Here is a 12756-nt window from a genome sequence, read left to right on the forward strand (position 1 = left end):
AAAGGCTTACACGCTAAGTGCGTACTCCGTTCGGAGCATATCTGCGGCCCCGAGATAACCACCCATGCCATGAACGGATGGACCCGGGGCGGCCGAGGAAGACACCAAATACAGTCCACGTCCGATCCGCCACGGCGAGGAACTCAACCGAGGTCGAAGCAATGCGCCACGCAGATCCATACTTCCTCCGGTGATATCACCACCGACCAGCGCGGCGTTCTGTTGTTCCAGTCCGGCCGCCGGGATCACATGACGCTCGAGCACGGTGTCTCCAAACCCGGGGGCCGCCGCCTCGATCTGCGCGGTCACCGCCGCCGCCATGTCGGTGCTCGACCCACGCGGCACGTGGCAATAGGCCCAGAGCACCTGAGTGTCATCGCCGGTGCGCGAACTGTCGAACAGTGAGGGTTGGGAGACGATCACGTAGGGGCGCTGTACCGTGCGGGTACGGCTTTGGCGCTCCACGCGAATCACGCGCCGCGCATCACCGCCCAGATGGACGGTCCCGGCCCGATGAAGTTGCTTCTCACGCCATGGGACTGGTTCACGCAACAGGTAATGCACGATGCAACTGCCCGGTGGGCGGCGCGTTTTAGCCAAGCGGCGGCGTAGCGGCGGCCGAATCCTTTCACCGGCTATACGCGCGGCGTCCTCGGCTCCCACCGCGAACAGCACCACTTCTTCGTCCAGTTGCCGCAGGTCGGTCACCGGTTGGGAGCGCTGAAATTGTGCACCGTGGGCGGCGGCTTCTTCGGCGAGCGCATCGCTGATCGCCTGGGAACCTCCAATGGGAATCGGCCAGCCACCAGCATGGGCGGAGGCCGCCAGGAAAAGCCCAGAACCCAACGCCGCAGGTCCGTGCCCTCCCCCAGCAAGATGCGCCGCACAACCCGCGAGGAGCGCTGCGGCCCGAGGGAATCGTTCGGAGTACAGATCGCGTAGCACCATGGCGCCGGGAACGGCCGCGGCAAAGCGGGCCAAGGCCGCAGCTTCACGTCCGGCCCGCGGTAGCGGGTTAAGCAACACGGTCGCCAGTTCATCGATGTGTTCGGAAAGCGGCGCGAGTAGGTGCCGATAGGCGCGGCCTTCGGCACCGCCAAGTTCTTCGGCGGTACGGTCCAGATCGCGCCAAGCATGAGCGCTACGGCGATCGAGCACGTGAGCGAAGGACAGCTCCGGCGTCTCGAAACGTACCCGACGATGAACCCCTAGATCGGCGAATGCCGGTGAAAGTAGCGCCATCGGGTGCACGGCACTGCCCAGATCAAAGCTGGCACCACTGGTGCCGATCCGTTGCGTGCGGGCCGCGCCGCCGAGCTCCGCGTTGGCCTCGTACACCGTCACCGGGACCCCGGCTCGTGCAATCACGGCGGCAGCCGCCAAGCCGTTCGGGCCGGCCCCGACCACGGCTACCTCACCCATTTAACCGGCCTGTTCCTTATGTGGGGCCTTCCCGCGAAGCGATGAGAGCGTGAACTTATCGTCGGCACCGGCGAATCCGCCGGCCTGCGGATCATCCTGACCAACGATTCGCACCGGATCCTGCAACGGGTCGAGCACGGTGCGTACTACCCGGTACATCAAAAAGCCCAGCATGATCATGTGCGCGAAGACCAGCAATACATAGCCCAGCTCGGGGAACGTCTTGTGGATGTCCTTGTCATCTCCGAAAGAGCCGAGGTAGGCCCAGAGGCCATAGAAGTGTGCCACTTCCACCAGCATCCACGCGGTGAATTCCTTCCACCGCGGCAGCGCCAAGGCAAAGAGCGGAATGAGCCAGACGATGAACTGAGGCGAGTAGACCTTATTCACCATCACGAAGGAGGCAATAATCAAGAACGCCAACGAGGCCAGCCGTGGGCGCTCCGACGCGGCCAAGGCCAGCACGGCCACACCCACGCAGCAGAGGAAGAACAACCCAATGCCCAACCGGGAAATTGTCTCTGGCGCAAGGAAGGGAACCAACTCGTACTTCGCCCCAATGTTCCAGACATGCCAGAAGCTGGAAAGCCCAGCCCCACGTTCGGAGGAGAAGCTGAAGAAATATGCAAAGGACGAAGGAAAAGCGAGCGCATAGGGCAGGTTCACCAGCGCCCAGGTGCCGGCAGCAAACCCGGCGGTTTTAAAGAACACCGACCACCGTCCGGTACGCAACGCAAGCACCAGAATGGCCCCCAGAATGAAGAAGGGATAGATCTTCATGGCCGTCCCCAAGCCGATGAGCACACCGGCCCCGATGCTATGTCCGCGCGCGAAGGCCAACATCCCGCCGGCCAGCAGCGCTACGGCCCACATGTCCCAGTTGATACTGCCGGTCAAGATAATCCCCGGGGCAATGGCCACAAAGGCGGCATCCCAGGGACGCCGTCCACACATCTTCATGGTGCACAACACCGTGATGAGCCAGAGCACGCTGACCAGCAGCAGGTTCATATCGAAAAAGATCAGCGAACGACCGGTTTCCACCTGCGGCACGAGAGCCGAGACCACGGAGGCCACAGCGCTCATGAGGACCGGATACTCAAAGTCGGCTCCGGCCGCGAATGGTGCGAAGGGGTTATCGGCAAAGCCACGTGCCCCAAAGAGCGGGACCCAGTCGGTGTAGCAGAAATAGTCGTAGGGGTTCGAACCGCCCCAACCGTTCACCCGGCAGGGATTCTTCGCCAGCAACATGAGCAGCGAGCCAATCACCGTCATGATGATCAGCACCCGCTCCACGGTGAACAGTCCGGGATTAACTTGTCCCGGCGCACTATGCCGACCTAACGGTCCGCCAATCACCTCGGTGAACTTCGCCAGAAAGCGGTCGGACCGTGAGGGCACGGTGATGCGCACCGGGCCACGGCGTCGCGCGGACTGTTTGGACTGGGTGGACTCCTGCATGGTTTCCAGCCTAAATGCTTGAGGCGTACCGCGTGCGGCGACGCCCGGATTATGTCTGCACCTGTCGCCCCTAGGCCACGGAATTGGTTTCATCTACGAATTTCACGTCGCAGCACCCTGATGGAAGCTACCGATTCCCTAGATGCTCGGGCCAAGCTACTGCGTACCGCAGGCACCGGGCACAAAGCCGTACCTTGTACGCACGACAGCAGTAGAAAGCTGTACTAGAGCTGCTGCGTGACAGTGGACACCGCGCCACTGGCCTCATCGACGAACACGTACAAGTAAGCCGTGTCGTGATGCAGGTCCGTGACGTCGAGCTGGCCCACGAAGACCGTCGGATACTGCTCAACGACCGGCCACGTCGGCGCTTGCAGCCATCTCGGGGGCGTGCTCACGTACCGGTAGCGCTGCTTGATCAACGCCTGCAATTGGGTCCGACGCGACCGCTCCGGGACAGTGCTCACTGCCTCGAGTAGCGTGGCTGCGCTCAACGCGTCGATGTCGACCCACGTCGGCTGCGCCGACATCAAGAGTTCGTAGTCGGCGGCTGCTTCCCGTCCGAGCTCCGTCGAATGCACATAGACGCCCTGGTCGCAGAGATACTGCTCCAGCACGCCAACGGCATCCACCCGCCCGGCGGGTGTTCCCAGGTCTATTAGCAGGAGGTACTGCAGCAGATCGCGATGGGCGACGTAGGCGGGTGCATTGGGCCAATCGCGCAGTGTGTCGAGGCTCTGGCCGTACAGTTCTTCCAAGAATGCCTCGTCGCCCATGGCTCCCGAGAGGAAATCCTGGATGATCCGTACAGCGTTCTTTTCCGGCCCCATGGCTACGATCCTAGGCTCCTTGCGATCGGAGCGGCAAACATCAGACACCGTGTCGAGTCATCCATGTCAGCGACCAGGACCGCCGGCACTTCCTTGGCAGCGGTGAACGCCATGATCAATTCGGCAACATCGATGAGAAGGCGCATGCTGTCTACGGCCGCAGCTATGCAGATGAACCGCATGGACTGATCGAGCAACTCTCCGACGACGCGGTCGTCCTCACGGCGCCCGACCAATTGGGCGTCGACTACAACGCCCATCTGTTCGACTCGATCCTCACGCACGTCGCACTAGGGCTCGGCTGGCGCTAGGGGCAGGGCGGGCCGAGTGCCTACGCAGGAAAGCGCGCCCTCGAGTTCCTGACCCAAAGGCGCTGGTAGCTTCGCACCGGCCGTAGTCCTAGGCCGATGCAGTGCCTCGTCGTTCCTGTTGACCAGCGGACGGAGCTCGTTTCTTAGGCGTTCTCCTCGATATCCGCCCACCCACCTTCGACAGTGCGGTCCTCCATTTTTCAACGAGACCCGTTCCACGGTTTTGGTGAAGTTCCTGAACATACGGAGTCTAGTTGTCCGCCCAAAGATATGACCAGAGAAATTTCTGTACCGCGCACCTCCTTTGGTCTTGGCAAGGTCCAGCTTTTCCGTCCTGACAGCGGCATTCAGCAAACTAGCAGGGGATGACACCGCCTCTTCACCCGGCGTTTACCCGAGTGCACCCCTGCGGTTAACTCCAACGAATACCTTCAATTTTGTGAGCAATACCGAACAGCCAAAAGTCTTGGCGATCATTCCCGCCCGGGGAGGGTCCAAGGGCATCCGGCTCAAGAACCTGCGACAGATCGGCGGCCAATCGCTGCTGGGACGGGCCATCACCTCGGCCCGGGCCGCGTCGCGCATCGACGAGGTCGTGGTCAGCACCGACCACCCGCAGATCAAAGCCGAGGCCCTGTCCTACGGGGCCACGGTGGTAGATCGTCCAGCGGATATCGCCGGTGACACCGCCAGCAGTGAATCGGTGCTGGAGCATGTGTTGGAACAGGTCGACCCAGCCCCCGAGGTAACGGTCTTCATCCAGTGCACCAGCCCGATGATCTCCCCGGAGGACCTCGATGCCGCCGTGGAGACGGTGGAGCAGTCACGTGCCGAGGTGTGCTTTGCCGCGGTAGCAGACCACGGGTTCCACTGGGCCCTAGATGAGCAGCAGCAGGCAGTAGCCGTCGGGCACGAGATGTCCCACCGGCCACGCCGCCAGGACCGCGAACCACGCTTCCGCGAAACCGGCGCCTTCTACGTGATGAACACCGCCGGGTTCCGGGCGGCACAACACCGATTCTTCGGACGGGTCGCGATCCACGAGGTACCGAGCGAGCACGGAATCGACATCGACACCGAAACGGACCTGAGCTTCGCTTCGCTGCTCGTGCCGCAGAGCACGGCGCCGATCGACGTGGACGCCGTGGTGACCGATTTCGACGGGGTGCATACCCCGGATACCGCCTACGTCGACGAACACGGGACCGAAACCGTGCGCGTCTCGCGTTCCGATGGCATGGGCGTTGCCCGGTTGCGGGCCGCCGGGGTGAAGTTCCTGATCCTCTCCAAGGAAATGAACCCGGTGGTCGCCGCGCGTGCCGCAAAACTCAACGTCCAGGTGGCCCACGGCATCGATGACAAGGCCAGTTTTCTGGCCAATTGGATGCGCGACGAGGGCGTGAACCCGGCACGGGTGGCCTATGTCGGTAACGACATCAACGACCTCGCCCCCATGGCGCTGGTGGGTTGGCCAATTACCGTGTCCGACGCCCAAGTCGAGGTCCACCGCGCCGCACGGCACCGGCTATCCCGTTCCGGCGGGCATGGCGCGGTTCGTGAATTAGCCGAACTGGTGCTGGCCGCGCGGCACGCACCGGTACCGGCCGCCGTCTAGATTTTTTCGTTTTCCCTAGTTTCACCCACTGAAAGGCAGAACCCATGACCTCCATCACCACCGACATCAAGCCCGTCGCCATTGGCGAGTCGCTGCTCGGCACCGGCCAGCAGGTGTATGTCATCGGCGAGATCGGCATTAACCACAACGGTGACCTCGAAATCGCTAAGCAGCTGATCGACGTGTCCGCGGCCGCCGGCGCCAACGCGGTGAAATTCCAGAAGCGCACCCCGGACATCTCCACCCCGATGGACATGCGTGACAAGATTCGTTCCACCCCGTGGGGCGACATGACCTACCTGGACTACCGCTACCGCGTGGAGTTCGACCAGGCTCAGTACAAGGAATTGATCTCCTACGCCGCCTCCAAGGGGCTGCACGCCTTCGCCTCCCCGTGGGATGTTCCTTCGGTTGAGTTCATGGAAGAGCAGGGTGCCGTCACCCACAAGGTCGCCTCCGCCTCGGTGACCGACATTGAACTGCTCAAGGCACTGGCCGAAACCGGCAAGCCGATCATTCTCTCCACCGGCATGTCCACCATCGAGCAGATCGACAAGGCCGTGGAAACCCTGGGCACCGACAAGCTGGTCATGATGCACGCCACCAGCACCTACCCGCTGCCTCCCGAGGAAGCCAACCTGCGCACCATCGAAACCCTGCGCGAGCGCTACCAGGTGCCGGTCGGCTACTCGGGTCACGAGCGCGGCCTGCAGATCTCGCTGGCCGCGGTGGCCTTGGGCGCCGTGACCGTCGAACGCCACATCACCCTCGACCGCACCATGTGGGGCTCGGACCAGGCCTCCTCGCTGGAGCCGAAGGGCTTCGAAGCTCTGATCCGCGACATCCGCATCCTCGAGCAGGCCATGGGCGACGGCGTCAAGAAGGTCTTCCCGGGCGAATTGGCTCCGCTGAGCCGCCTGCGCCGCGTCGACGGCTAAGTCCGGAGCGCCTCGCGACGCGCATCTCGGCGGCCGGACCAGTATTCGGTCCGGCCGCCGCGATGCATCCATGCCCCCTCGCACACTCCTCGAAGAAGGAACCATGACCCCGATTCCCGGCCGCATTTCCGTGGTAATTCCCGCCTACAACCAGGAAGCGTATATCTGTGATGCGCTGACCTCGCTAACGCGGCAAGAACTCGACGGCCGAGAGCTCGAGGTACTGGTCGTCGACGACGCCTCGACCGATGCCACCGCGCAGCTGGTGCGCAGTTACCAGTCCAAACTGCCCGGGCTGAAGCTCATTACCCTGCCGGCCAACGGCGGTGTCTCGGCCGCGCGCAACGCTGGCCTTGATCAGGTCACCGGCGAGTTCTACACCTTCCTTGATCCCGATGACTGGATGGGGCCCCGCCATCTGGCGACCCTGGCCGATGGGCTACAGGAGCTGAATGTCGACTTCGTGCGCTGCGATCATGTGCGTGTCACCGGCACCAACCGCACCATTCACCGGGCCCCACAGGCACAGCGTGGGCTGCGCCTAGATCCGGCGGCGGATATCGAGCCGATCGATGCGCCATCCATGGTTGACTACCCATATTCCTGGGCGGGAATGTATCGTACCGAGCTGATGCGCCAGCGCGGCGTCTTCCATTTTGATCCCGATCTGACCAGCGCCGAGGATCGTCCGTGGATCTGGAAACTGCACCTGCGCAACCACAGTTATGCGGTGCTTTCCGGTGCGGACATCTTCTACCGCCGCGGACTGCCCGGATCACTGACTCAGGTCTTTGACGAACGCCAGCTGAGTTTCATTCCTGCGTTCACGCAGGTTTTCGAGGAGGTCGACGCGCACCCGGAGGCCGCGCGGCACCTGCCGAAGGCACTACGCCAATTCTTCGCGATCGTGTGCCACCATGAAAAACGAACCAAGAACTACCCGCCCGAGGTCCGCTTGCAGATGAAGCAGCAGCTACGTCGCGTGTTCGCGACAATTGATGTGGCCGCCGCGCGCAAGGTCGCTTTGGAAATGGACGTGGCCCGACGCCGCCATGTGCTCTCCTACCTGCAGGCCGCGCAGATTGGGGTCGCCCGATGATCGCCCTCGTCGAGGCCTCCAGCTATTTCCAGTTGGTCTCCCTGGCCGCCATGGCCGATGCCGGGCTGCTCCCGCCGGCCGACGAACGTGTTCTCGTGCTGGCCAATGGTTCGCAGATTCCCGAACTCACCACCCCGCTGGATCGCGTGCCCGGGTTCGACGAGCTTGCCTCCCGCTTCGATCGCGTCGTTGACCTCGCTGCCTTGCTGGCACCACGACGTCCGGCGCAGTTCAACCCGCGTGGCGTCGAGGACCAGCTGCTGCTCAATAAATTGCTGCGCAGCGCCTGGAATCTCGGCGACGAACCGCTGACCTTGGTGCTCGAGTCCATTCAGGTGAACCCGGCCCGCGCCCTGGCCAATGTTTTCTATGACGCGCAGATCTGGGTCCACTCCGACGGTCTGATGTCCTACGGCCCCACGCGAAGCAAACTTGCCACCCCCATCGCCCAGCGCTTGGTCGGCACCATCCACATCGACCTGGTGCCAGGTCTTGAGCCGCAACTATTAGCCGAGCTCCAGCCCCAACGGAAGGTGCTCTCCGCCTCCGCGCTATCTCGGGTGTTCGACGAGCTGGCGCACGGGCAGCAGCCGGTACCCGACGCGCCCGAGGGCGCGGCCTTGCTCTTGGGGCAGTATCTCGGTTCCCTCGGGGTAATCGACGAGGACGAAGAGTTCGAGTTGCACGTGCAGATGCTGCACGAGGTGAAGTCCCGCGGCCTGAACACGGTACTTTTCAAGGCCCATCCATCGGCGAGCGCCACCTCCGCGGCGCGGCTGGCTGGCACCGCGGCATCCCTCGGCCTCGATTTCACGGTGCTGGACACCGACCACCTGGCCGAAACCGTGGTCGCCGCCGTGCGCCCTGCCCTGGTTCTGTCGTGCTTCTCCACCGGCTTGGCCACCGCCAAGTACCTGCAAGGCATCGAGGTTGTCGCGGTGGGCACCGCGATGCTGCTTCAAGCTTTGGCGCCCTACCAGAATTCCAATCGCGTGCCGCTGAGTCTGGTCCACGCCCTCTGTGTGCAGAACGTCAGCGCCCCGGCCGAGCGTGCCGACACGGATGACGACGAACTCACCGGATTGCTGCATGCGGTGTCTTACTGCATGCAGTCAGAGCAACTGCCGCAGCTGCGCGAGACGGCCGAGCAATTCCTGAATCGGCACTATGCCCGTCACGCCGTGCACTTTAAGCGTCGCCGCCTGACAAGCCTGAACCTGCCACCGCAGTGGGCCCATGTGGGGTCCGGGCGCCGGATTCCGGCACAATTGCGCGGGGTTTCACGGCAAGTTATTCGACGCTCCTCGCGGCAACTGGAAAAATGGTCACGTTCCCTGAATCGGTTGGCCAAGTGAGTCTGGCGGAAATGAATCTTGTAGGCACCGATACCGGCCAGGTATCCCGACCTCGTTTCGGCACCGCGCGGGTTTGGGTCGAATCGCCACTGCAATTGCTCTCCGCGGTGGAAACTCACGCCGCGGGGCTGTTGGGTAGCGACGTGCACATCGTGCCGCGCCTGGGCATGCCCCTGCAGGCCACCACCGGGGCCATGCTGGATTCGGCTCCGGCCGGAGTCAGCTTTCAGCCAGCGGCCAAGCGTCCGCCCATGCCCAAATCCGCCAAGGAACGCTGGGTTGTCGGCGACGCCTATTCCGGAAAGGTGCAACGGGCCCTATTGGGCGGGGTGCGTGCAAAGGAAATCATCGTCATCGACGACGGACTTGCGACCCTGTCGTTAATCGCGCAGCTCACCCAGCGCTCCCCCACACCGCTGGTACGTGCCCGCGCTAAACAATCCGCGGCACGCAATTCCTTGGGGCTGGCCATGTGGCGCAAGATGCGTGCGCTGGCACGTGAATCGCGGTTGCTGATCGTCTCCGCCCTTCAGGTGCCACAGGAGCAGCGCGAACGCATGGACGAACTGGGCATCAAATTTGCTCAGCATAAGTTCGAATGGCTCGCCACCCAACCGGTTGCCGAACGATTCGCCGAGCCCACCTTGCTCATCGGGTCGGCCATGGTGGCCGACGGACTTATTCATACCGAGCCCTATCTGGCATGGGTCAAGTCCCTAGCCGCTGACGGTCCGCTGGCCTATTTCCCGCACCGTCGGGAAACCCCGCAGTTCCTTCAGCTACTCGACGCGCTCGAGAACGTGCATCTCAAAACCCATACGGTTCCCATCGAGATGCGTCTGCGCGATCTACGCCCGGGTCAGGAAATCCGCGCGCTGCCCTCGACCGTCATCCCCTCGCTGCGACTGCTACTGGGAAATGAGGCACGCAGTCTCTACCCATTGCCGGTCCCCGAACATTGGTGGACCGAAACCACCTCCCAGCAACTGCGCGAACATCTCTCGCGTTCCCTGGAGGTGTAGCTCCATATGCGACCCCAAATTATCGCCGTCGCCGATTCGGACTCATACCTGAAGCTCGCCACGACCTTCCTGCATCGCTTGGGCCCGAGCTGGGATCGTCGGGTAGCCCTTGTGCGCACACCCATCATGCCGACCGAAGAACAGATCAACGCGGCCTTTGCGGGCACCGACTTGGCGCCCGACCAGCTGCTGCGTCTTCCGCTGAATCAGTTGGTTTCCCCCGCCGTGCAATGTGACATCGTCTTCGCCGCCGCTACCGGGCCGGTGGTCAGCGAACTCTACTCGCGTATTTTGCGACATGAGCCGCTGCAAGGTCGAGGCACCGCTCTCATTTCGGCCCTACCCGGCGTGGCCTACCCGGCGACGCAACGTGGCTGGAACTATCGGCGCCCCGGCGACGCGTTCATCTGCCATTCACATGCCGAGGCCCGCGACTTTTCCTTCCTCTCCGAGTCAGCAAAGGGACATCAACCGACGATTATGGTCGGTAAGCTGCCGTTCCTCTCCTCCCCAGGCTTTCCTGCCGAGTCGCAAGCCGCAATCAAGCGCCTCGTGTTCGCTCCGCAGGCAAAGGTTCCATGCGTGCGCGAAGAACGCGAACGCATCCTGATCGCACTTGAACGTTGCGCGCGGCTCAATCCTGGGCTCGACGTCGTGGTGAAACTACGAGCGCGAGCAGGTGAACCACAGACACATCTCGAGCAGTTTCCCTACGACGAGATCTTCCAAGAACTCCAGGCTTCTGGACGCATCTCTGGCTCCACCCATCTGCGTTTCACCACAGGCAGCATGGCCGAGGTGCTGAAACCTGGCAGCGCTTTGGTCACCGTCTCCTCCACCGCCGCACTCGAATCCATCGACCGCGGACTGCCGACGATGATCTTGCGCGACTTCGGCGTCAGCGAGGAAATGATCAACATCGTGTTCCATGGGTCGGGCCTTCTCGGAACCCTTGACGATCTCCAGTTGCTGAACTTTGGAACCCCCAACAAACCATGGCTCCGGGAAAACTACTTTCATCGGATGACCCCGGCCTTCTCGCAATCTTTGCAGGTGTTAGCCGAACGGGCACGCTCCGCACAGCTGAGCACCGATCCAGAGCTCCTGTGCGAGCTACGGCGACGCCCACTGAGGCACAGTATTCGCACGGCCCTGCCGCAACCCGTGTTACGCACTCTCCTAAAGATCCGTGGGATGGGAAGAAAGGTCACCTGAGGCCACATATAGCCGTCATGATCAAAATAGTTTTTGCTAATGACTAAGCCAATGTAGCGCGAATTTTCGCGGTAAGTCATGACCTAGCCGCCTTTTGTAACTGACGGAGCGACACGCCCGATCGTCTCCCACAGAACACATTGTCCGGCGCATGGCGCGCAATGGGACGTCAAGTAAGAGATCATGCGGAATATTTCATGATCAAAAGGTCTTAGGATCAATGAGGGGCTTTTTCGTTTTAGCGCTTTCGTGCGCCCAATTGCCTCAAGCTTGATAGGTACCCGTAAGGAGATAATGTGTCGGCGAACCCGATTCGCGTAGCCATCGTGGGTGTAGGTAACTGCGCCACTTCGCTCGTACAAGGTGTTGAATACTATCGAAATGCCGATGCGGAGGCCACCGTTCCCGGGCTTATGCACGTACAGTTCGGTGACTACCACGTGGGCGATGTACAGTTCGTCGCGGCCTATGACGTAGACGCTAAAAAGGTCGGACTGGACCTGGCCGATGCCATTGTGGCCAGTGAAAATAACACCATTAAGATTGCCGACGTGCCTGCCACCGGCGTAAAGGTCCAGCGCGGCCACACCCTAGACGGACTGGGCAAGTACTACCGCCAGACCATCGAAGAGTCCACAGCTGAGCCGGTCGACATGGTGCAGAGCCTCAAGGACGCCCAGGTCGATGTTTTGGTCTGCTATTTGCCCGTAGGTTCTGACGAGGCGGCGAAGTTTTACGCCCAGGCAGCTATTGATGCCGGCGTAGCTTTCGTCAACGCACTGCCCGTGTTCATCGCCGGAACCCCGGAATGGGCTCAGAAGTTCACTGATGCAGGCGTGCCCATCGTGGGTGACGATATTAAGAGCCAGATTGGTGCAACCATCACCCACCGTGTGATGGCCAAGCTCTTCGAAGACCGCGGTGTTGTTCTCGACCGCACCTACCAGCTGAATGTCGGTGGCAACATGGACTTCAAGAACATGCTGGAACGCGAGCGCCTCGAATCGAAGAAGATTTCCAAGACTCAGGCCGTCACCTCGAACACCAGCGCCGTGCTCGGCGATGATGATGTGCATATTGGCCCAAGTGACTACGTGTCATGGCTCGACGATCGTAAATGGGCCTTCGTGCGCCTCGAGGGTCGCAACTTTGGTGATGCACCGGTGTCCTTGGAATACAAGCTCGAAGTTTGGGATTCGCCAAACTCGGCTGGTGTCATTATCGACGCGGTTCGCGCAGCGAAGATCGCTCTGGATCGCGGTATCGGTGGTCCGATCCTGTCGGCTTCGAGCTACTTCATGAAGTCCCCGCCGGAGCAGTACGACGACGATACGGCCCGTGCGAAGGTGGAAGCGTTCATCCGCGGAGAGGTTGAGCGTTAAGAATCGCCCAATACTCGCAAGAGCCTCGAATTTCTCAACCGCTGCACCAGCGGCAGGGGAGTTCGAGGCTTTTGTTTATTCTCACGCCCCTTAGAGATGCGGAAAG

Annotated in this window: 11 protein-coding genes; 7 read left to right on the plus strand and 4 right to left on the minus strand. The window is 61.9% G+C overall.

From position 1 onward, the window contains the following. Positions 1-6: 6 nt before the first annotated feature. From ACYU0X_RS16905 to ACYU0X_RS16920, 4 genes are all read right to left on the minus strand, one after another. Positions 7-1422 carry a phytoene desaturase family protein gene (locus ACYU0X_RS16905; RefSeq protein WP_418907918.1) on the minus strand — a complete coding sequence of 472 codons (1416 nt, stop codon included), beginning with the start codon at positions 1420-1422 and terminating at the stop codon, positions 7-9. Beyond that, positions 1423-2883, minus strand: coding sequence for a glycosyltransferase family 87 protein (locus ACYU0X_RS16910; protein WP_418907919.1), 1461 nt, complete (start codon positions 2881-2883; stop codon positions 1423-1425). Positions 2884-3107: 224 nt separating this feature from the next. Continuing rightward, complete coding sequence (locus tag ACYU0X_RS16915; protein ID WP_461901756.1) at positions 3108-3761, minus strand: hypothetical protein; 654 nt, start codon at positions 3759-3761, stop codon at positions 3108-3110. Next, positions 3716-3973, minus strand: coding sequence for a hypothetical protein (locus ACYU0X_RS16920; RefSeq protein ID WP_461901757.1), 258 nt, complete (start codon positions 3971-3973; stop codon positions 3716-3718). The genes ACYU0X_RS16915 and ACYU0X_RS16920 overlap by 46 nt, the downstream gene beginning before the upstream one ends. Before the next feature lie 490 nt (positions 3974-4463). On the opposite strand from ACYU0X_RS16920, the gene ACYU0X_RS16925 reads away from it, so the two are divergent. The 7 genes from ACYU0X_RS16925 (at position 4464) to ACYU0X_RS16955 (ending at position 12650) form a co-directional block, all read left to right on the plus strand. After that, on the plus strand, positions 4464-5639 hold the full coding sequence (locus ACYU0X_RS16925) for a cytidylyltransferase domain-containing protein (RefSeq protein ID WP_418907922.1): 1176 nt from the start codon (positions 4464-4466) through the stop codon (positions 5637-5639). A 44-nt stretch (positions 5640-5683) separates the two neighbouring features. Then, positions 5684-6577: an N-acetylneuraminate synthase family protein gene (locus ACYU0X_RS16930; RefSeq protein WP_309410355.1), complete on the plus strand. Its 894-nt coding sequence runs from the start codon at positions 5684-5686 to the stop codon at positions 6575-6577. A gap of 103 nt (positions 6578-6680) precedes the next feature. After that, positions 6681-7676, plus strand: coding sequence for a glycosyltransferase family 2 protein (locus ACYU0X_RS16935; RefSeq protein WP_418907923.1), 996 nt, complete (start codon positions 6681-6683; stop codon positions 7674-7676). Then, entirely contained in the window at positions 7673-9031 is a 1359-nt protein-coding gene (locus ACYU0X_RS16940) for a polysialyltransferase family glycosyltransferase (RefSeq protein WP_418907924.1), read from the plus strand. Before ACYU0X_RS16935 ends, ACYU0X_RS16940 begins: the two co-directional genes overlap by 4 nt. An 11-nt stretch (positions 9032-9042) precedes the next feature. Next, a complete protein-coding gene (locus ACYU0X_RS16945; RefSeq protein WP_418907925.1) occupies positions 9043-10053 on the plus strand; it encodes a hypothetical protein in 1011 nt (336 codons plus the stop codon). Between the two features lie 6 nt (positions 10054-10059). Further along, the gene (locus ACYU0X_RS16950; RefSeq protein WP_461901758.1) at positions 10060-11268 is read left to right on the plus strand and encodes a DUF6716 putative glycosyltransferase; all 1209 of its coding nucleotides are present in this window, start codon (positions 10060-10062) and stop codon (positions 11266-11268) included. 296 nt (positions 11269-11564) lie between these two features. Continuing rightward, positions 11565-12650: an inositol-3-phosphate synthase gene (locus tag ACYU0X_RS16955; RefSeq protein WP_418907927.1), complete on the plus strand. Its 1086-nt coding sequence runs from the start codon at positions 11565-11567 to the stop codon at positions 12648-12650. Positions 12651-12756: the final 106 nt, after the last annotated feature.

The sequence above is a fragment of the Glutamicibacter sp. X7 genome (assembly GCF_054889245.1).